This is a genomic window from Megasphaera sp. SW808 (assembly GCF_012027795.1).
GTDB lineage: Bacteria > Bacillota > Negativicutes > Veillonellales > Megasphaeraceae > Megasphaera > Megasphaera stantonii.
Map to the genome: position 1 here is coordinate 1 of NZ_SJOT01000001.1, position 21,368 is coordinate 21,368.

Here is a 21,368-nt window from a genome sequence, read left to right on the forward strand (position 1 = left end):
CGAGAATTTGATAGTATCGGGAACACGTGCCGTTGCCGACAAAAATATGATTGAACTTTATAGGCAGGAGGCGTTTGCGGTCTTGGATGGAGTATGCATAGAAGTCATGGAATGGAAGAAATGCATCGTGATTCAGTTGTCGAAATAGCTAATGAATTGGCAAATGTTTGGCGTTGCATGAATGGTTTAATGCAGTATCGTATCGTTATATATTTTGATTTACATGCATTATAAACTGAATTACGGCGTATAGCTGACAAGGGCCTATGACTGCAAAGGGCTTTGTTAAGCCGTTTTTAGCTTTCATTTGGTTTCTGACGCTTCACGGCGTTACGCGTAACGTCTTCTTTTCTTTTTCTCTTTCTTTTTATATTTTTTTCTGTCTTATTTTTTATTTAGTGTATTTTCTTTTTTTTGATGAATCGTTTTTGCTTTGCGTTTTATGCAAGTTTAGCAAAGGGGGAAATAAATTCGGCCCTTCATGTCCCTTACTACTATAGAGAGATGCGAAGGGAGAGGTGCGGACATGAAGGCGCTGCGATGGTTTCAGACGAAGGTTGGGTTGTTTCAGGACCCGCGGATGATGTATTTGCTGAATCAGCCTCATGGCGATTCGTATTTCGTCATTTGGTTTTATCTCAAGGATTTGGCCGGCATGATCAACGACGACGGCTACATATACGTATCGGAGAGACAGGCTATGCCGACGGAGCTGCTGGCTCGTCAGCTGCGCCGCCGCAAGGCTTTTGTGGAACGGGTGCTGGACGTGTTTGAGCAGATTGACCTCATCAGCCGCGATGAAACGGGGTTGATCCGCATCGTGCCCTGGGATGAAATCCAGAGCTTTTCCCGCGACGAGAAGAAGCGCAGCGACGCCCGGGACCGCATGAGACGGTATCGCCAGCGGCAGCGGGAGGAACAGGTGAAGGCAGCAGCTTGCGCTCTACCTAATGAAATGATTGGCCGTATGCCCGACGAGAGAATACGGAGCGTCAATGGGCAGGCCTGTGAGGGATATACTACGTCGTGTGGCAAGGCTGCATTAGATTTCGTTCAGCATGATGAACAGATCGGGGCTATACTTGACGAAAAAATGCAGAACATCAACGAGCCAATCCCTGAAACGGAACCTGCTGCATCGTACGGCGGGACTGCTGTGGATTATCGCCGAAATGGCATGAAGACTATCGCTGTGACCGATAAGAAAAGATTGCGTGTCAATGGCCAGACACATCAAACGGAATATGCCGTGCCGTCTGGCAAGGCTGACTTACATTGTGTTCAGCATGGTGAACAGGTTGGTGTTCTGCTTGACGAGAAAATGCAGAGCATCAACGAGCTAATACCTGAAAGGGAATATGCTGCATCGTACAGCGGGGCTGTTATGGGTTGCCCACGAAACAGCGAGAAGGATGCTGCTGGGCCCGATGAGAAAGTACAGAGCGTCAATGGGCAGACACATAAAGTAGAATATGCCGTGTCGAACGATGGGGCTGTCCTGAACTGCCCACAGATTTCCAATGTGTGGGAAATCACGGCGTATGACGGGGACGATATGGGCGGCATGCAGGGGGAGGAGGCGGCCGAGAGGGCGTCGTATGTAACCGAAGACGGCACCTCTATGCCGTATGCATGTTCTGCCGCAGGTCGTCTCGATGAAAGGCGGGATACCTGCGGCGATATAGAGGAGCCGTCGTCTCCGCCGGGCGGCAAGGCCCTCCTGTATTACGAAGCCTTGTTCGGCAAGGCCGACGGGCAGACTGTAGAAGCCCTGCAGGGGTTGGCGCGGCGCTGGGGAGAAGAAGCTGTCTGCCGGGCCATTTGCATTGCCTTGAAGAAGGGCGCGTCCAGCGTTCAGTATATCCATGCCGTATTGGTTCACAGCAAGGGCAGTCCCCGCCATGATACGGCGCCCAGTCCGTACGAGAGCGCAGGGGGTACGCCTTCCGGCCAGGGCGGGCTCCGCCATATCAGCGACATGAGCTGGGGCAGCCCGGACGTCAGCTTAGGTGAAGGCATTTGTCCCGTGTACGAAGCGCTGCCGTAGACCTGGCGGCGCAGGCAAACATCCGTAAAGAACGGGCCGCAGATTCAGGCTAGTAAGGCGTCTTCAAATTAAAATATACAGGCTCTGACAGCGCGGGATACGAGTTGAAGACTGCACATGATGAGGAAATCTTATCATGCAGAAATAAAAGAAATCATAGCGGTGCTGCTGTGACAGTACCGTTGCTGCCTTATGGCGTTCTATGACGCAGCCCATAGCGCCAAATACTGGGCGTGATGGGGAAGACATATAAGCATAGCAACGCAGCCGTACCCGTATATTTTGAATGAGATACCGATACAGCAAGGCAGCTATCGGAATGATGCCTGTCAAAAATACTTCAAAAGCGCTGCTCTTTTGTGCTGGTGCAAAATAATTGTGGAAATTTACTGTACAAATGTGATGAAAATATAAAATAAACCGGGTCCATTCCGCCGGGAAGCCGAACAGAAGCTGCAGTATCGTCCATGCCGGAAGGCGCATATTCGAGAAGGGCCAGAGTATGAGATTTATCATACATATTTACAGCAACTTGGTACGGTCATCTCGTCAAAATAGGATGATTTTATGCCGTTCATATGGTATAATATCCTATTGTAAATACGTATTAAAATTTTTCTGCGAGGAGTGTCTGTATGAAAATCAGTGCTGAAGAAATAAAGAAAATTGCACTGTTGTCCCGCTTGGAAATCAAGGAAGACCAGATTGACGCTGTCGGGAAACAGCTGAACGACATTTTATCGTATATGGATCTCATGAGTCAGGTAGATATTACGGATGTACAGCCGACGGCTCATGCCGTATCCATGTCCAATGTCATGCGCGACGATGTGCCCCATACGTCCCTGCCCAATGATAAAGCGCTGCAAAATGCGCCGGAACCGGAAGACGGCTATTTCAAAGTGCCGAAGGTCATTCAGGATTAAGGAGGGATATTGTGGTAACGATACATGGATTACACGACAAGCTCGTCAAGGGCGAATTATCCGCCGTTGAATTGACGAAAGCCTATATTGCCCGCAAAGACGCCGTAGAACCGCAGGTTCAGGCTTTTTTGTCGGATAACCGCGAATTTGCGCTGGAAGCGGCTGCTGCCGTCGATAAAAAGATCGCTGCCGGTGAAGCCATTGCCGATTTGGCCGGCGTTCCCGGGGCTATTAAAGATAACATCTGCATTAAAGGGCAGTACGCTACGTGCGCGTCCAAGATGCTGAAACATTTCAAATCGCCGTACAATGCGACGGTTATTGAAAAGCTGATGGATGTCGATTACGTCAGCCTGGGCAAGACCAACATGGATGAATTTGCCATGGGCAGCTCGACGGAAAACTCGGCCTTCCAGATTACGCATAACCCCTGGGGACTGGATTATGTTCCCGGCGGCTCGTCGGGCGGTTCGGCCGCTGCCGTCGCTGCCGGCGAATGCGTATGGTCTCTCGGCTCCGATACGGGCGGCTCTGTCCGCCAGCCTGCGGCGTACTGCGGCGTCGTCGGCCTCAAACCGACGTACGGCCTCATTTCCCGCTACGGCCTCATCGCCTTTGCGTCGTCCCTCGACCAGATCGGTACCTTTACGAACGACGTAGAAGACTGCGCCATCGTATTGAATGCCGTTGCCGGTCACGACACGAAGGACTCGACGTCTATTCCGCAGGCCAAGAAGGACTACAAACAGGCCTTGGTCAACGACGTCAAGGGCATGAAAATCGGCATTCCGGAAGAGTTCTTCGGCGAAGGCCTCGACGCCGAATGCCGCAAGGCCTTGGATGAAGCCATTGAAACGTACAAGAAATTAGGCGCAGAAATCGTGCCGGTCAGCATGCCTCACGTAAAATACGGCATCGCTGCCTACTACATCATCGCCCCGGCCGAAGCCAGCTCCAACCTGGCCCGGTACGACGGCGTCGGTTTTGGCCTGCGCGTCGAAGGCAAGGACATCGTCGATATGTATATCAAGACCCGTTCCGAAGGCTTCGGCCCGGAAGTACAGCGCCGCATCCTTCTCGGCACGTACGTCCTGAGCTCCGGCTATTACGACGCCTACTATCTGCGGGCTATGAAGGTCCGCACGCTTATCAAGCATGATTACGACGAAGCGCTGAAACAATGCGACGTCCTCCTGACGCCGACGGCTCCGGACACGGCCTTCAAGATCGGCCAGAACAGCGGCAATCCGCTGGCCATGTACTTAGGCGACGTCTGCACCGTTACGCTGAACCTGGCAGGACTTCCGGGACTCAGCATTCCCTGCGGCTACAAGAACGGCCTGCCCATCGGCATGCAGCTCATCGGCAAGGCCCTCGATGAAGAAACGCTGCTCCGTGCAGCCTACACCTTTGAACAGAATAGAACGGACTTGCGCAAGCCGTTGCCTATGGGGGAGGTTGAATTATAATGAAATACGAATCCGTTATCGGCTTGGAAGTCCACGTCGAACTGAAAACGAAGACAAAGATTTTCTGCGGATGCAGCACTGAATTCGGCGCCGAACCGAATACCCATGTCTGCCCGGTTTGCCTGGGTCTGCCCGGCGTGCTGCCCGTCCTCAATAAAGAAGTGCTCCACTTTGCCGTCAAGGCAGGGCTGGCGCTGCACTGCGACATTTTGCCGTACAGCAAATTTGACCGCAAAAACTACTACTATCCCGATTTGCCGAAAAACTTCCAGACATCCCAGTTTGACCTGCCCATCTGCAAGGGCGGCTACGTGGATATTGAAGTCAACGGCGAACAGCGCCGTATCCACCTGACCCGCATCCACATGGAAGAAGATGCCGGCAAGCTCGTGCACAGCGGCGGCAGCATCGACACGGCTGATTCGTCCTGCGTCGACTACAACCGCACGGGCGTGCCTCTCCTGGAAATCGTCGGCGAACCGGAGCTGCGCAGCGGCGAAGAAGCGCGGGCTTATCTGGAAAAGCTGCGTTCCATTCTCCAATACTTAGGCGTATCGGACTGCCGCCTCGAAGAAGGTAGCATGCGCTGCGACGCCAACATCTCCGTCCGTCCTGTCGGCAGCGACAAGCTTGGCACGAAGACGGAATTGAAGAATATCAACTCCTTCAGCGGCGTGCAGAAGGGCATTGAATATGAAGCCGTCCGTCAGGCCCAGATCCTCGAAGAAGGCGGCACGATTCAGCAGTGCACCCGCGGCTGGGACGACGCCAAGGGCGTTACGTTCCTCCAGCGCGTCAAGGAAGGCGACAGCGATTACCGCTATTTCCCCGAACCGGATTTGATTCCTATCGAAGTATCGCCGGAATACATTGAAGAAGTCCGCAAGGAGCTGCCGGAAATGCCTGACGCCCGTAAGAAGCGCTTTATGGACGAACTGGGCCTGCCCGAATACGACGCCAACCTGCTGACCTTGGAAAAGCAGACGGCAGATTATTTTGAAGACGTCGTCAAATGCGGTGTCGATGCCAAGACGGCGTCGAACTGGATGCTCGGCGAATTTGCCAAGCTCCTCAATGAAAACGGCGTAGGCGCTGTCGATGCGCCCGTACAGCCGGCGGCGCTGGCCGAACTGCTCCAGCTCATCGCCAAGAACACCATTTCCGGCAAAATCGCCAAGAAGGTACTGCCTGAAATGTGGAAATCCGGCAAGTCGGCCAATGACGTCGTAAAAGAACAGGGCCTCGTACAGATTACCGATACGGGCGCACTGGAAGAACTGGTCAAGAAGATCATCGAAGCCAATCCGCAGTCCGTTGCCGACTACAAGGCCGGCAAGAAGAAGGCTATCGGCTTCCTCGTCGGCCAGATCATGAAGGAAACGAAGGGCCGGGCCAACCCCGGCGTCGTCAACGAGCTCTTGACGAAAAATTTGCAATAATGTAAATATCGAGTACGAATAGAAAAACCGCTTATGCCGCAATTTAACATAAGCGGTTTTTCCTGTAGGCAGGAGATTATGATGAATATTACAGAAATTAAAGGGAACAGAGATGCCTGTATCGAGGCCTTGACGGAGCTGTGGGAACGGTCGGTCAAGGCGACGCATGATTTTTTATCGGCCGACGAAATTGAGGCTATTAAGAAGTACGTGCCGAAGGCTTTGGGCGGCGTGCCCGTATTAGTCGCGGCTTGCAGCGAGCAGCAGGTCATGACGGCCTTCCTGGGATTGGACGGCGGCCGTATCGAAATGCTCTTCGTCTCGCCGGAAGAACGGGGGAAGGGAATCGGAAAAGCCTTGATCCAGCAGGCCGTGGAACGATACGGCGCTTGGGAAGTAACGGTAAACGAGCAAAATCCCCAGGCCGTCGGCTTTTACGAGTACATGGGCTTTACGGTGTATAAGCGGTCGGATTTGGACGAACAGGGCAATCCCTATCCGCTGCTGTACATGAAGCTGCCGAGATAGAGTATCTGTAACGTATAAAACCTCTGCCGTCATGCGGAACGAACGCATAAGACGGCAGAGGTTTTATTTTGCAGCGTATGTAAAATTATAATAAGATATATTTTCCAATGAAGATGACAGCCAGGATGTACATGAGCAGGCTGATTTTTTCTCGTTTTCCCGTCAGGACGTTGAGGATGACATAGGAGATGATACCGAAAGAGATGCCTTCGGAAATGCTGTAGCAGAAGGGCATGGCAATGATGGTAATGTAGGCCGGAATGGCTTCGCTGAAATCGTCAAAGTCGATGCTGGCAACAGAGGTCAGCATGAGGAACCCGACGATGACCAGGGCCGGTGCGGTGGCGAAGGCCGGAATGGCCATGAAGAGAGGCGACAGGAACAGGGACAGGGCGAAAAACAGGGCGACGAACAACGCCGTCAAGCCCGTGCGGCCTCCTTCGCTGACGCCGGTAGCGCTTTCGACAAAAGTCGTCGTCGTACTGGTGCCGAGGACGGCGCCGAAGGTCGTGGCGACGGCGTCAGCCATGAGGGCTCCCTTGATGCGGGGCAGCTTGCCGTCGGCGTCGAGCATGTTGGCCTTGGAGGATACGCCGATGAGCGTGCCTAAGGTATCGAAGATATCGACGAATAAGAAGGCGAACATGACGATGAGGAAATCGACGGACCAGAGGAGGCTGAAATCGAGATGCCCGAAGATTGGGGCGATACTGGCTGGTGCAAAGGCCGCCGCGCCGGCAGATACGTCGGGGATGACGCTGTACATGTGCAGCTCCGGATTGGGGACGTACAGGCCGGTCAGTTCGCAGAGGAGTGCCAGTATCCACGTAAACAGGATGCCCCAGAGGACGTTGCCGCGGACGCGGCGGATCATGAGGAAGGCCGTAAACAAGATGCCCAGCATGGCCAGCAGTACCGTAATGCCTACGGTGTGGAAGGTGCCGTCGGCGACGGCCTGCTTAAAGGAAAAGAGGGAAATCTTCGTAGCCGGGTTGGCGACGATGATTTGGGCGTTGAACAGGCCGATGAGGGCGATAAACAAACCGATGCCGGCGGACACTGCCTTTTTCAGGGTCATCGGTATGGCGTTGAAGATGGCTTCGCGGACGTTTGTCAAGGATAGGACGATAAAAATGACGCCTTCTACAAAGACGGCGGCCAGGGCCATTTCCCAAGTATAGCCCATCTGCAGGACTACGGTATAGGCAAAAAAGGCGTTCAGGCCCATGCCGGGAGCCAGGGCGAAAGGATAGTTGGCAAAGAAGGCCATGCACAGCGTGCCGATGAGGGACGCCAAGGCCGTCGCCGTTAGGACGGCGCCCTTATCCATGCCGGCGGCGCTCAGAATCGTCGGGTTGACGGCCAGAATATAGGCCATGGTCATGAAGGTCGTAATGCCGGCGATGAGCTCGGTTCTTACAGTCGTGCCGTTTTGCGTCAAATGAAACATACGGTCGAGGAAGTTCATAATGCACCCCTTTTGTGAATTTATAAAAATAAAAACATAGGTATGATTATATCCTTTTCAGGTCGAAATAGCAATGAAAAGGGTGAAAATATTTTTTATAGTCATATAAATTTGTCGTATAGAAGATGTTTTTCGGCAAGATGCTTTGGCTTCCCCGCAGCGGGTATGGTACAATATGAGTACCTATAATTGGCAAACAAAGGAGAGTTACTTATGGCTTCTGTATATAAAGACCTGTTGAAACGAAGAATTGAAGCGGCCCAGGGGATCATTCCCTGCGACTTGGTCCTTAAAAACTGCCGTATTATCGACGTGTATACCCAGTCCATACGAGAAGGGGACATTGCTGTCATAACGGCGTCCTCGCCGGTATCGGTGGTTCATACGAAGGGCGGCGCGTCGTCGATGCCGGAGGGCGGTATGCCGCGCCGGGCCTCATCGACAGCCATATCCACATCGAGTCGTCCTACGTCAGTCCGGAAGAATTCGGCCGCCTCGTCGTTCCCATGGGGACGACGACGATTATTGCCGATCCTCATGAAATCGCCAATGTCTGCGGGCTGGCTGGATTGAAGTATATGGCCGAAGCGGCGGAGCAGACCGTTCTGGATATTCAGTTCATGGCTCCATCCTGCGTGCCGGCGACATCCTTCGACCACAGCGGCGCCGTCATCGGCGCGGAAGAGCTGGCCCGGGCTCTGCAGGACAGTTACATATTGGGCGTAGGGGAATTTATGAACTATCCCGGCGTCGCGGCAGCCCAGGACGACGTGCTGGATAAGTTAGCGGCGGCCCATGAAGCAGGCAAGATCGTCGACGGTCACAGTCCGGGCCTCCATGGCGGCGGGCTGCAGGCTTACGCCGCTGCCGGAATTCGGACGGACCATGAATGCTCCACTGCCGAGGAAGCGCTGGAGCGAATTTCCCTCGGCATGTACGTCCTCCTGCGAAACGGTTCGGCCTGCCGCGATTTGCCGAATCTCATCGGCGCCGTCACGCCGCAGAACCTGCGCCGGTTCCTGCTGTGTTCCGACGATCTGCATTTGAAAACGATATTTTCCAAGGGCCATTTGAACGAGCACCTGCGGCTGTGCGTGCGGCACGGCATTTCGCCGGAAGGAGCCGTTGCGATGGCGACGCTCAACGCTGCCGAATGCTACGGTTTGTCGGACCGCGGTGCTCTGGCGCCGGGAAAACGGGCCAACGGGCCGACGTCGTCTTGTTTGATGATTTGCAGGAGTTTTCCGTTTGGAAGACCTTTATTGCCGGCGAGGAAGTTGCGTCCGAAGGGGCGTATATTCCGCCTTTTACGCAGGCTGACACCGGTGCTGTCCGTCACACCGTACATCTGGCCGGTTTTTCTGCCGACAAGCTGCGCATGGCCCTGCGCTCGCCGTCGGTCCATACGATAGATATTATCCCCGGCAGCGTCGTGACTCGCAAAGGGACGGCGACAGTAGCCGTCGATGAAAGGGGCGATTTCGTATATGATGCCGCCGCTGATATCGTCAAGGTCGCCGTCGTCGAACGCCATCACGGCACGGGCAATGTCGGCCTCGGCCTGCTGCGGGGCTACGGACTGACGAAGGGGGCCGTGGCCGTATCCATTGCCCACGATTCTCACAACATCATCGTCGCCGGCGCGAACAACGGCGACATGGCGGCGGCCGTCGAAGCCGTCGCGGCCCAGGAAGGAGGCATTGCCGTCGTGCTGGACGGAGCCGTCATCGCCTCTATGCCCCTGCCTATTGCCGGCCTCATGAGCAATCGGGACGGCCATTGGGTAGAAGAGCAGGCCGAAGAAATCTACGCAGCCGGCCACGAAGCGCTGGGCATCCACGAGGATGTGGACGTCGTCATGACCTTGTGCTTCATGTCCCTGCCGGTCATCCCGCAGATTAAGCTTTTGGATACAGGCTTATTCGACGTAGACGCCTTCGAGTTTATGGATATCGAGGCAGAATAGGCTGTATGGAGTAGCTGCGTCCGTTAGCTTGGATGTTAAAATCTACTTCATAAGCAACAAAAAAATGGATTCAGCGCGAGAAGCTGAATCCATTTTTTTGTTGCTTATTTATCGAATTTTTTGCCTGTCAGCATTTCATAGGCTTCTTCGTATTTTTCAATCGTCTTGTCGATGACGTCCTGCGGCAGGAGGAAATCGCTGTCCGGGTTGGCTTTGAGCCAGTCGCGGACGAACTGCTTGTCATAGGACGGCTGGGACTGGCCTGGCTTGTAGCCTTCGAGGGGCCAGAAGCGGGAGCTGTCCGGCGTGAGCATTTCGTCGCCTAATACGATATTGCCTTCTTCGTCGAGGCCGAATTCAAACTTCGTATCGGCAATGATGATGCCGCGGGACAAGGCGTAGTCGGCGCATTTCTTGTACAGGGCGAGGGTGTAGTCGCGGATTTTTTCGGCGTATTCCATGCCCTTGCCGGGGAAGGTCTTGTCGAGGACGGCTGCGCCCTGTTCGAGGGAGACGTTTTCGTCGTGGTCGCCTAATTCGGCTTTCGTGCTCGGCGTGAAGATCGGTTCGGGGAGCTTCTGCGATTCCTGCAGGCCTTCGGGAAGCTGGATGCCGCAGATCGTGCCGTTTTCCTTATAGCTTTCCCAGCCGCTGCCGGTGATGTAGCCGCGGACGATGCATTCCATGGGGATCATGGTCAGCTTTTTGCATTTCATGCTGTTGCCGAGGAACTGTTCCTGCTGGAAGAATTCGGGCATGTCGGCGTTGTCGACGGAGATCATGTGGTTCGGAATAATATCTTTCGTCAAATCAAACCAGAATTTGGACATCTGCGTGAGGATCGCGCCTTTTTTCGTAATCTGGTTTTTCAGGATGTGGTCGAATGCGGAAATGCGATCGGTCGCAACCATGATGATGCTGTCGCCGGCATCGTATACTTCGCGGACTTTACCTGATTTGAACGGTTTGTATTCTTTCATGTTCTGGCCTCCAATATATTTAAAACTATATCCATGATGAATGTACTTATCATATCACAAAATGTAAGACGATGGAATAGGATTGCTCGTTTTTGACCGAAATAACCGGCCGGCGGCGGAGAATGACGGAGAAATATTAAAATATGAGGCCCTTTATGAGACGAAGATTAGAAGGAGCTTAAACCTGATGACGGCGGCAGGAAGGGCCGATGCAGACCGAGAAGTGAAGAAGAAATACCTGAATGAGGAGGTCTGTATATGAAGAAAGTGCTCATAGGAGTCTGCCTGCTGGCGGCTCTATTCGTTTGGCAGGGAGAGCTGCCGGACTGGCTGGAGGAACCGGCGTCTGCCGCGCCGGCCGTAGAAGCGCCTCAGCCCCGGTCGGCCTACGTCTACGTCAGCGGCGCCGTGCGCAGGCCCGGACTATACGCTTTTGACGAGAACGTGCGCGTCGGCGAAGCCGTCCATGCCGCCGGAGGTGTCTTGCCTTATGCCGATGGGGCGGCTGTCAACTTTGCCGATGAAGCGGCTGACGGTATGCATATTCATATCCCCTATGACTTGAACGGCGCGCCGCCTGCCGGCAAGGCAGACGATGGCCGCGTCAACATCAACGAAGCCGACGAGGAGAAGCTGGGCGAGCTGCCGGGCATCGGACCGGCTATGGCCCGTAAGATCATTGCCTATCGGGACGAGCACGGCTTGTTTTCCGGCATAGAGGAGCTGCAGAAGGTCAAGGGCATCGGCCCGGCGAAATATAAAGAGCTGCAGGACAAGGTGACGATATGATGTATCGGGGACTGGGGGCTGTGTCGGCCTTCTGCGTCGGCATCATGGCGGCAGATTCGTTGGGCTGGTCCATGACGGAATGGGCTGCGGCCTGTCTTGCCGCCGTCCTCCTGGCTGCGGCGGCGAGGAAGACGCGCTGGGTTTGGCCGCTGTTTCTGCTGTGCTGCCTGCTGGCCGGCGGCATACGTTTGCAGCTGGCGGCGGAGCAGTACGACAGGCTGCCTCATTATGTCGGCGGAGCCGACATCTATATGGAAGGGACGCTCCGGGAAAAAGGCAGTATGTACGAAACCGACGGCAAGACGATGGCCCGCTATGTCGTCGATATGGAGCGTTTCGCCTATGCCGGCGAAGGCACGTTCCGGGAAGGAGCGGGCGCAGTGTATGTGACGGCTCCGGCCAATCCGTCCTTTCAGCCGTCGGCCCGCGTCGCCTTCCGCGGCGTCCTGCGGTCTATTCGGTATTATAAAAACTGCGGAGCCTACGACGCCCGGCACCGCGACAAGGAAAGCGGCATCTTTTTAAAGGGCTACGGCGACGACGGCAGCCTGACCTTGCTTCAGCCGGCGCAGGGATGGCGTCATACCTTGGCGAATCTGCGCGAAACCATGACGGACCGCTTCCGCGCCGTATTGGGGACGGACGGGGCTCATATCCTGAGCAGCCTGCTCTTCGGCGGTCATTACGACGAGCTGCCGCCGGAGCTCATCGAAAGCTTTAGTATAACGGGATTGATTCATATCCTGTCGGTGTCGGGGTCGCACATCGCCTTGCTCCTGTCGGTCGTGCAGATTTTAGGCCGGGCGGCCGGGCTGCGGGGAAAATGGCAGTTCTTTCTGTCGGCTGCCTTCGTCCTTCTGTACGGAGCTATGGCTGAATTCGTCGCCCCCGTCGTCCGGGCGTCCATCATGGGGCTGATTTGTTCCTTCAGCCTGTGGGCCCGGCGGGACTACGCGAGCGTGCAGGCCTTGGCGGCGGCAGTGCTGCTCATGCTGCTGTACAGTCCGTATTTGCTCTATGATTTGAGCTTCCGCCTGTCCTGCGGCGCATCGGCGGGCATCGTCCTTCTCAGCGGCAAGGTGCGGCCCTGGTTTTCCGCCCTGCCGGCGCTGCTGCGCGACGGCTTGTCCGTATGCCTGTGCGCCCAGGTCTTGCTGCTGCCCCTGCTGTTTGCCAATTTCCATGCCTTTCCCGTTTATTCCTTTGCAGCCAATCTCCTCGTCGCCCCCGTATTGGATTTGGTCATCGTTTTAGGACTGGCTGCCGCCGTTCTCGGTTTTCTCTGCGATCCCGCCGCCCATATGGTCCTGCACGGCGTGTCGCCCCTTCTGGCACTGGCCGTGAAGGGAAATTATTTTCTGTCGGCCTTGCCGCACAGCCGTTTCTGGGCCGGAGCCATGTCTCTGCCGGCTGTCGCCGCCTGGTATACGGCCCTTGCTGCGGTCTTCGTCTGGCCTCGGCAGAGGCGCATCTTGCTGGTCTTGGCAGCCGTCGCCGGCCTCGGTTCCTGGGGCTGGGCGCAGCTGAACCGGCCTGAGGCCGTCGTCCACGTCTTCGATTTGGGACAAGATAAGGCGACGTGCGTCGTCTATGATGATGATTCGGCCTATCTGTGGTATAATAAAAGTTCCTGGGCGAACCCTGAGCAGGCGGCTTACACGCTGACGCCGGCATTGCGGTATGAAGGCATATTCCGTCTGACCGGCTGTACTGTCGTCGGCTGCGAGCCGGAGAAAACGGCGGCCCAGATAGAGGAGAGATTTACCCTGGACAGGCCGTGCCGCTTGGCTGACGACGCCATGCCCGTCGTTGCTGCAGAAGGGGCGATTCCCTATTACCTGTACGACGGCCTGCCGCAGAAACGGCTTCCTGACGGAGCTTGTATCGAGCTGCGCCAGCTGCCGCCGTACGATGAGAAGACCTTTCCCAGCCAGGCTGCGGCGCTGATTTTCTATCGCAGCGGCGGTCATGACGAAAGGTACGACGAATGGACGGAAGGGGCGGCCCTATACGATATTCCCTGGTTTTCGCCGGCTCGCGACGGCCAGATTACGGGAACCTATCGAAAGGGCGAGTGGACTTTTACGGCCCGGGGCGGAGAGTAAACGATGAAACCAATCGCAGTGATATACGGAACAGAAGAATATTTGATGGAGCAGGCCCGGCGGCGTTTCGTTGCCGACTGCCAACAGCGGGCCGGCGGCGACGCGGCGGTGCGGCAGTTCAAAAAGGACGCCCCTGCGGCATCGGTCGTCGAGGCCTTTGAAGGGACGAGCCTGTTCGGCGGCGGCAGCGTCGTCGTATGGACCGAGTGCCCCTTCCTGCCGATAAAGCGCGGCGGCCGGTCGCGCAGTAAGCTGTCCAAGGAAGAGACGTGGTTTTTGGAAAAGCTGCGGACCCTGTCCGATGAAAACGGCGTCCTGTTTTATACCAAGGGAAACATAGACACGGGCTGCGCCTTTTTCAAGGAGCTGCGCCCTATGGCCGACGTCGTCGCAGGCGAGGCCGTGACGGAGAAAAACGTCATGCCCTACGTCTGTGAGTTCCTGGAAGGCCGGGGGAAGAAGCTGACCCTGCGGGCCGAGCAGTACCTGCGCGGATTATTTCAGACCTGGGGCGAGATTTCCCTCATGTACGTCTTTTCCGAGCTGGAAAAGCTGTGCATTTCCCTGGACGACGGCCGGCGCAGCGTCGACGAAGCCGATGTGGCGGACTTGTTCGCCGGGACGATGGAGAAAAACTTGTTCACCTTTATGGACTATTTCCTGCGCCGCGACGGCCGGCACGTCGTGCCTTTTTTGGAAGGGCTGTTCTCGCGGCAGGACTTGTTCCTGAAGAACGTGGGCTATATGATGTCCCGCCTGCGCCTGCTTCTGGCATATAAGGAATTGAAAGAGGCTGGTATGGGCCAGCGCCAGTGCGAATCCATTATGACGCAGATCAATAAGGGCAGAAGTGTAAAATATGTGTTATATCACTTGCAAAAAGCCGCGCCCTATTGGACAATAAGAGAGTTACAGGAATTGATTACCAATATATTTACATTACAGCGCAATATTCGCAGAGGCACGGCGGCGATAGACGACATCGGGCCGCTCATCTGCCTGTATTGCCGCACTAAAGGCAGGGTTTAACGTTGGATGATGAAGAAAAGAAGGCGCGCAAAGAGCGCATGAAGGATTATCGCCGCCGCTATCGGGAAAAGCACGGCATCGTCGAGAAACGGCGGCCGTGGAAGAAGGCTGTCGGCGCCGTCGCCGTTCTTTGCGTCCTGGCCTTCGCCGGATTTTTTGCCGCCCAGAGCGCGGCGGCGGACCGGGTGACCCTCGACGGCCAGCCCGTGCGGGACTGGTCGGAGGAACAGGCGCGCCAGTATGTAGACGATAAGGAAGGGGAGCTCAAGGGCCGGACGATTCGCCTGACCGGCGAAGACATAGACGAGACGATCGACTTCGACGACTTGGAGCTGCAATTCGACAAGGAAAAAATCTTTGACGACGTGTATCTCGTCGGCCGCCGCGGCACGCCGTGGCAGCGCCTGGCCGACGTCGTTGCGACTCTGCGGTTTGGGAAAGACGTGCCCCTGTCCCTCAAGGTGGACGAAGAAAAGCTGGATGAACGAGTTCAGCAAATCCACGATGTCTATGACAAGGCGCCGGAAAACGCCTACGCCGTGCCCAACAGCGACAATAAGACCGTGTCCATTCACAAGGAAAAGGATCGCATCGTCCTCGATGACGTGGCGCTGAAACAACAGATTCACGACCAGCTGGACCGCGGCGTTACGGAGGACATGGAAGCTCCGATCCAGTCGCGAGAGGAAGCGGCCGTCAAGGAAGGGGATTTAAAGGATATCGACACGGTGCTGTCCTATTACACGACCCACTTTGACGACTCCAACAAGGATCGGAATGAAAATATCGCCATTGCCCAGAAGCGGCTCAACCATGCTCTCGTACCGGCTCAGAAGGACTTTTCCTTCAACGGCTACGTCGGCACGCGGACCCGCGACAAGGGATACAAGGACGCGCCGGTATATTTTGACAACAAGCTCGTCCCCGACGCCGGCGGCGGCGTCTGTCAGGTCAGCACGACCCTGTTCAACGCCGTCCTGCGGGCCGGCTTGTTCATCGCCGGCCGGGCGCCCCATTTTGCCCCGGCGGCGTACGTGCCCGTCGGCATGGATGCGACCGTAGCCGATAATTCGCTGGATTTCGCCTTTACCAATCCCTTCCAGCATCCCGTATATATTTACACCGTAGCTGGCGCCAATACGGTGACGACGTACATCCTGGGCAACCACGCCGATACGTGCACGACGACCTTCCAGACGATTCACTTGCAGAACCTGCCCCATAAGGTCATCCGCAGGCACAGCGACGCCGTCGCCTCCGACGTCTGCGAGCAGATCGGCTACGACGGTCACGACATCGTCATCCGCCGTACCGTCAACTATACGGACGGCGACAAGTACACCGATACGATAGAATCGCACTACGCGCCGAACGATGAAATCATCGTCACCAACGGGCCGGCGTCGGAAACAGTCGTCCAGACGTCGGACCTGCAGCCTCAGGATGTGCTGATCAACGCGCCTCACGATATGTTTGCCTTTTAGCCGGCTGCCTGCCGGTAGGGCGACCCTGATATTTCTGAAAGGATATACAACTGATGAAAGTATGGCATATTGTTCCTAAGCAAGAGCTACTCATACCCCTCGACGCGGATCATACGGTATGCGTCGAAGAAATCTGTGTTTCGCCGGCCGAACATGCCTGGCAGGTCCGTACCCAGTCGGACCGGGCCGTGGCGGATATGACGCTGCTGCGGCGCAAGGTATGCAGCCGCCTGGATTTAACAGGGAAGGTAGACGTCGTGCACCAGGTCATGGCAATTCACCACGGCGGCGACCTGCCCTTAGCGGCGGCTGGCGACGACGAAGGACTGCGCAGTGTAGCCAATGTCTATACGGACGATTTAGACGGCTACGATATTCCTCATGAGGATTGCTACGACAGCTTGTATGAAGAAGACGCCGAGCTGTTTGACGAAGACTATAAAAAAGCCTGCAAGGCCGCCTGCGACGGCGGAAGCTCCCGCAGCTCGTCGGCTCCGGCAGGAGGGGGAGCCAGCGCATCCGCCGACGGCGGCAACAGCCGCGTCTGGTACGGCAAGGCCTTTGGCGGCGACGTGACGCCTATTACGGAAATCCTCGGCGAAGAACGAAATAACGTCATTATTAAGGGGAAAATCGTCAAGCTTGAATTCCGCGAGCTGAAATCGAAGCGCATTCTCTTGTCCTTCCAGATTGCCGACTCGACGAACGGCATCTCGGCCCGTCAGTTTTTGACCGTCGGCAATGGCGGCGGCAAGTTCCGCCAGAAAAACGCCATGTCTGCCGACGAGTACGCGACCTTTTCCCAGCGCATGAAGGTAGGGGCCTACGTCCGCATGCGCGGCGACGTCGTATACGATACGTACGTCAACGACTACGTCTTCAACGCCAACGACATCATGGCTGACGACGAAGGCGTTACGGTCGAACGGGAAGACAACAACCCGACGCCGCGCGTCGAGCTCCACCTCCATACGGTCATGAGCGATATGGACGCCTTGATTACGGTCAAGCAGCTCATTAAGACCATTAAAAAATGGGGCCATCCGGCCATTGCCGTCACAGACCACGGCGTCGTCCAGTCCTTCCCGCTCCTGCAGGAGCTGTCGACGGACAAGACGAACAACATCAAGGTTATTTACGGCATGGAAGGATACCTGTTTGACGAAAAAATCGATCAGTCCTACCACATCATCATCTTGGCGAAGAATCAGGTCGGCATCCGCAACCTGTACAAGCTGGTCAGCATTTCCCATTTGAAATACATTTACCGCGGCCGTCCCCGTATTCCCCGGGCTGTCCTGAACGAGTACCGCGAAGGGCTCATCCTCGGCTCGGCCTGCGAAGCGGGCGAATTGGTCCGCTCTATGGTGCAGAAAAAACTGCCCTATGAAGAACTGAAGAAGATTGCCGATTACTACGACTATTTGGAAATCCAGCCTTTGACGAACAACAGCTTCCTCGTCCGCGAGGGCTACGTGCCCGACGACGAAGGCCTGCGGGACATCAACCGCACGATCCTGCGCATCGGCGACGAGCTGGGCAAGATGACCGTCGCGACGTGCGACGCCCACTTTCTCAACCCGGAAGACAAGATATACCGGGAAATCCTCATGACCGGCAAGGGCTTTAAGGACGCCCAGTTCCAGCCCGACTTGTACCTGCGCACGACTGACGAAATGCTGGAAGAATTCGCTTACCTCGGCGAAGAACGGGCTCGCGAAGTCGTCATTACCAATCCCAACAAGGTCAATGAAATGATTGAAGACGTGCGCCCCGTGCCGAAGGAAACGCTGTACTTCCCGCAGATTGCCGGCTCGTCGGAGGCCCTGAAGAACATGTGCTATGAAAAGGCCCATAAGATTTACGGCGATCCCTTGCCGCAAATCGTCGAGGACCGGCTCATTGAAGAATTTACGTCTATCCTGGGCCACGGCTTCGGCGTGCTCTATTACATCGCCCATAAGCTCGTTAAGCATTCCAATGACGACGGCTACCTCGTAGGCTCCCGTGGGTCCGTCGGCTCGTCCTTCGTGGCGACCATGTCCGACATTACGGAAGTCAATCCCTTGCCGCCTCATTACGTTTGCCCGAACTGTCAGTGGAGCGAGTTCTTTACGAAGGGGGAAGTCGGCGGCGGCTTCGACCTGCCCGATAAGAAATGCCCCCACTGCGGCGCAGAGCTGCATAAGGACGGCCACAACATCCCCTTCGCGATTTTCCTGGGCTTCGACGGCGACAAGGTTCCCGATATCGATTTGAACTTTTCCGGCGAATACCACCCGAAGGCCCATAAATACACGGAAGAACTGTTCGGCAAGGACAACGTATTCCGCGCCGGCACCATCGGCGCCGTCAAGGATAAAACTGCCTACGGCTACGTCATGAAATGGGCTGCCGCCCGGGGCATGCAGGTCAACGACGCCTACGTCAACAGCCTGGTCAGCGGCTGCACCGGCGTCAAGAGTACGACGGGCCAGCATCCCGGCGGGGTCATGGTTATCCCCCGCGACATGGACGTCCATCACTTTACGCCTGTCCAGTACCCGGCTAACAAGAAGGACAGCGGCATCATTACGACCCACTTCGACTATCACTCCATCGAAGGCCGTCTGGTCAAGCTGGACATACTCGGCCATGATGATCCGACGGTTATCCGCATGCTCGAGGACATGACCGGCGTCGACGCTAAGACCATTCCCTTCGACGACCCGGCGACGATGAGCCTGTTCAGCACGCCCAAGGCCTTAGGCGTGACGGAAGAAGAGCTGGGCTCCAAAGTCGGCAGCCTGGGCATTCCCGAATTCGGCACGTCCTTCGTCCGCAAGATGCTCGTCGATACCAAGCCCAAGACCTTCTCGGAATTGGTGCGCATATCCGGCTTCTCCCACGGTACGGACGTATGGCTGAACAACGCCCAAGACCTCATCACGTCCGGCACGGTGCAGCTGAAGGAAGCCATTTCTACCCGCGACGACATCATGAACTATCTCATTCAGCACGGCATCAAGCCCAAGACGAGCTTTAAGGTCATGGAAAACGTCCGTAAGGGCAAGGGCATCGACAAGCTCAACAAGCTGGGCCAGAAGACGTCCAATTACGAAGAAGAACTCAAGGAAGGCCACATTCCCCAGTGGTTCATCGATTCGTGCCACAAAATCGGCTACCTCTTCCCGAGAGCCCACGCCGTAGCCTACGTCATGATGGCCTTCCGCATCGCCTGGTTTAAAATCAATTACCCCTTGGCCTATTACGCGGCCTTCTTTACGATCCGCGCCAAGGCCTTTAAGCTGTCGGCTATGATACACGGCCTGGAAGGGCAGCGGCAGGCCATGAAGGATATTATGGCCAAGGGCAAGAGCGCTACGAAAATCGACATGGACTTGTATTCGTCTCTGGAGCTGGCCGTAGAAATGAGCCTGCGGGGCTACTCCTTTATGAACGTCGATATCAGCCGCTCTGACGCCACGCGCTTTACCATCTGCGAAGGCAAGATCCTGCCGCCCTTTACGGCCATCGACGGCTTGGGCGTCAGCGTAGCCGAACAGATTGTGTCGGCCCGCAATGACGCGCCGTTCAGCTCCAAGGCCGATCTCAAAATCCGCGGCAAGGTACCGCAGCCGGCGCTGGAGCTCATGGCCGAAGAAGGCTGCCTGGGCGACCTCCCCGAAGACGAGCAGATTGATTTGTTTGCCATGTAAGGTTTTTCTCGACATTCTGTCTAAACTGTTTTATAATTAAGTGTGAGTTTTATACGCTAAAGGATAAAAGCAGAGAAGGAGATGACCTGCCCATGAGCGCCAATGAAAAGTTGAAGGATTATCTTCACGACCAGCTGTTTTCGGCAATATTGCAGCTGCAAAATTTAGACGAATGCTACGAATTCTTTGAAGATATATGCACGGTGCAGGAAATGAAGGCTATTGCGGCCCGCCTCGAAGTCGCCCGCATGCTCAAGGCCGGCGATATTTACGAAGACATCGTCAAGAAGACCGGCGCCAGCACGGCGACGATCAGCCGCATCAAGCGCTGCCTCATGTACGGCAGCGGCGGCTATGAAAAAATCCTGACCCGCATGGCCGAGCACGATCCGGAATTTTTAAAGACGACGTCCAACCGAAAGCACGGCCACGGGCAGGACGCATAATACGATACAGCAGAAAGGCTCCCGTTTGGGCGGGAGCTTTTTATGTGGAAAGGATGAATGACGAATGAAAGCGAAGATCAACGTCACGGTCTTTCAAAACGGCGACGTCGACATATTACAGGCCTCGGTGTATGAGGAGCTGTGGAAGGACTACAAGGCCTTTAAAGGACGAGCCCTGCGGCATCACGAAAAAGACTCGGCGAAAGGGGAATTCTTTGCCAGACGGTATGAACGAGCCGCCTTGCTGACGCTCTTTGCTTTTTTGGAAGGCGTCGTTGACCGATGGCTCAAGGAGGCGGCCGCAGCGGCGGGCGCCGAACCGGTCGGACTGCCGAAGTTGAGCGATAAATGCCGGTACCTGACGCAGCTGGCCTGCCTGCCGCCCTTTCGCGGCATTACGTACGACGCGGCCCGTCTTCTGACCTTTACGGGACGATATGAGCAGGCCGATCTGGCCCTGCTGGAGCACGTCGACGGCAGCCTCCTGCAGGCCATAGAAGACGAAGCAGACGAGTACATGACCTTCATAGAGCGGGCGACAGGCTTCACGCGCTTCCCCCACTTGAACGCTGGCACGGCTGCCATTATGGAAACCATCGGTTCGTGGAGGCAGTAGGGGCGGAGCAAGGATCCTAGAGAAAAGGATAAAAACTTTCTGAACGGCAAAAGCAACAAACAAATCGGCATAGATAAAGCAGGTTGAAGATGAATTTTCAGCCTGCTTTTTTTGTACGCCTTTGATGGTAATTATCTTTTGTTCGCCCTAGTCAAGAAATGATAGGGATTTGTCCATTAGATGGATAAAGGAAGAAGCGATAGATGCAAGTCGTATGCATATTACTTCTACGTTGAAGAAAGCAGACTATACTGTCCCAGGAGATATATTGTAGAGTATATCTGTTGTCATGACATAAATTACCTGATTTCTCGCTTTAACGAGGTAAAGAAATGTGCGGTTTATTTGGTGAAAAACGACGCAAATATGCCCACCCGT

The 21,368-nt window shown here is 55.5% G+C and carries 17 protein-coding genes; 15 read left to right on the forward strand and 2 right to left on the reverse strand.

The annotated features are described in order from the left end of the window. Positions 1-526: 526 nt before the first annotated feature. From E0L13_RS00005 to E0L13_RS00025, 5 genes are all read left to right on the forward strand, one after another. Complete coding sequence (locus E0L13_RS00005; protein WP_168059444.1) at positions 527-2,047, forward strand: phage replisome organizer N-terminal domain-containing protein; 1,521 nt, start codon at positions 527-529, stop codon at positions 2,045-2,047. A gap of 635 nt (positions 2,048-2,682) precedes the next feature. Beyond that, positions 2,683-2,973, forward strand: coding sequence for an Asp-tRNA(Asn)/Glu-tRNA(Gln) amidotransferase subunit GatC (gene gatC, locus E0L13_RS00010; RefSeq protein WP_087478495.1), 291 nt, complete (start codon positions 2,683-2,685; stop codon positions 2,971-2,973). Positions 2,974-2,984: 11 nt separating this feature from the next. Continuing rightward, positions 2,985-4,442: an Asp-tRNA(Asn)/Glu-tRNA(Gln) amidotransferase subunit GatA gene (gene gatA / locus E0L13_RS00015; RefSeq protein WP_168059446.1), complete on the forward strand. Its 1,458-nt coding sequence runs from the start codon at positions 2,985-2,987 to the stop codon at positions 4,440-4,442. After that, positions 4,442-5,881, forward strand: a complete 1,440-nt coding sequence (gene gatB / locus E0L13_RS00020; RefSeq protein WP_095628691.1) for an Asp-tRNA(Asn)/Glu-tRNA(Gln) amidotransferase subunit GatB — start codon at positions 4,442-4,444, stop codon at positions 5,879-5,881. The genes gatA and gatB overlap by 1 nt, the downstream gene beginning before the upstream one ends. A 78-nt stretch (positions 5,882-5,959) precedes the next feature. After that, a complete protein-coding gene (locus tag E0L13_RS00025; RefSeq protein ID WP_240924610.1) occupies positions 5,960-6,409 on the forward strand; it encodes an acetyltransferase in 450 nt (149 codons plus the stop codon). Between the two features lie 85 nt (positions 6,410-6,494). Here E0L13_RS00025 and E0L13_RS00030 read toward each other — a convergent pair whose 3' ends face one another. Further along, a complete protein-coding gene (locus E0L13_RS00030; RefSeq protein WP_168059448.1) occupies positions 6,495-7,877 on the reverse strand; it encodes an NCS2 family permease in 1,383 nt (460 codons plus the stop codon). A gap of 213 nt (positions 7,878-8,090) precedes the next feature. On the opposite strand from E0L13_RS00030, the gene E0L13_RS12000 reads away from it, so the two are divergent. From E0L13_RS12000 to E0L13_RS11805, 3 genes are read left to right on the forward strand one after another with little or no spacing between them, the layout of a single operon-like run. Further along, positions 8,091-8,450: a hypothetical protein gene (locus E0L13_RS12000; protein WP_346766142.1), complete on the forward strand. Its 360-nt coding sequence runs from the start codon at positions 8,091-8,093 to the stop codon at positions 8,448-8,450. Further along, positions 8,333-9,289 carry an amidohydrolase family protein gene (locus E0L13_RS11800; protein ID WP_346766147.1) on the forward strand — a complete coding sequence of 319 codons (957 nt, stop codon included), beginning with the start codon at positions 8,333-8,335 and terminating at the stop codon, positions 9,287-9,289. The genes E0L13_RS12000 and E0L13_RS11800 overlap by 118 nt, the downstream gene beginning before the upstream one ends. After that, positions 9,256-9,843, forward strand: a complete 588-nt coding sequence (locus tag E0L13_RS11805; protein WP_240924611.1) for an adenine deaminase C-terminal domain-containing protein — start codon at positions 9,256-9,258, stop codon at positions 9,841-9,843. Before E0L13_RS11800 ends, E0L13_RS11805 begins: the two co-directional genes overlap by 34 nt. A 104-nt stretch (positions 9,844-9,947) precedes the next feature. Here the strand turns inward: E0L13_RS11805 and E0L13_RS00040 are convergent, their stop codons facing one another. Then, positions 9,948-10,823, reverse strand: coding sequence for a phosphoribosylaminoimidazolesuccinocarboxamide synthase (locus E0L13_RS00040; RefSeq protein ID WP_087478501.1), 876 nt, complete (start codon positions 10,821-10,823; stop codon positions 9,948-9,950). Positions 10,824-11,081: 258 nt separating this feature from the next. Between E0L13_RS00040 and E0L13_RS00045 the strand changes: the two genes are divergently transcribed. The 7 genes from E0L13_RS00045 (at position 11,082) to E0L13_RS00075 (ending at position 20,990) form a co-directional block, all read left to right on the forward strand. Beyond that, positions 11,082-11,612, forward strand: coding sequence for a ComEA family DNA-binding protein (locus E0L13_RS00045; RefSeq protein ID WP_168059450.1), 531 nt, complete (start codon positions 11,082-11,084; stop codon positions 11,610-11,612). Next, complete coding sequence (locus tag E0L13_RS00050; protein ID WP_168059452.1) at positions 11,609-13,717, forward strand: ComEC/Rec2 family competence protein; 2,109 nt, start codon at positions 11,609-11,611, stop codon at positions 13,715-13,717. Before E0L13_RS00045 ends, E0L13_RS00050 begins: the two co-directional genes overlap by 4 nt. Before the next feature lie 3 nt (positions 13,718-13,720). Then, on the forward strand, positions 13,721-14,746 hold the full coding sequence (gene holA, locus E0L13_RS00055) for a DNA polymerase III subunit delta (protein WP_168059454.1): 1,026 nt from the start codon (positions 13,721-13,723) through the stop codon (positions 14,744-14,746). Between the two features lie 2 nt (positions 14,747-14,748). Further along, positions 14,749-16,230: a VanW family protein gene (locus tag E0L13_RS00060; protein WP_240924612.1), complete on the forward strand. Its 1,482-nt coding sequence runs from the start codon at positions 14,749-14,751 to the stop codon at positions 16,228-16,230. A 53-nt stretch (positions 16,231-16,283) separates the two neighbouring features. Further along, complete coding sequence (locus tag E0L13_RS00065) at positions 16,284-19,928, forward strand: PolC-type DNA polymerase III (protein ID WP_168059456.1); 3,645 nt, start codon at positions 16,284-16,286, stop codon at positions 19,926-19,928. A 92-nt stretch (positions 19,929-20,020) separates the two neighbouring features. Continuing rightward, positions 20,021-20,374, forward strand: a complete 354-nt coding sequence (locus tag E0L13_RS00070; protein ID WP_087478507.1) for a YerC/YecD family TrpR-related protein — start codon at positions 20,021-20,023, stop codon at positions 20,372-20,374. Between the two features lie 64 nt (positions 20,375-20,438). After that, positions 20,439-20,990: a hypothetical protein gene (locus E0L13_RS00075; protein ID WP_168059458.1), complete on the forward strand. Its 552-nt coding sequence runs from the start codon at positions 20,439-20,441 to the stop codon at positions 20,988-20,990. Positions 20,991-21,368 lie beyond the last annotated feature (378 nt).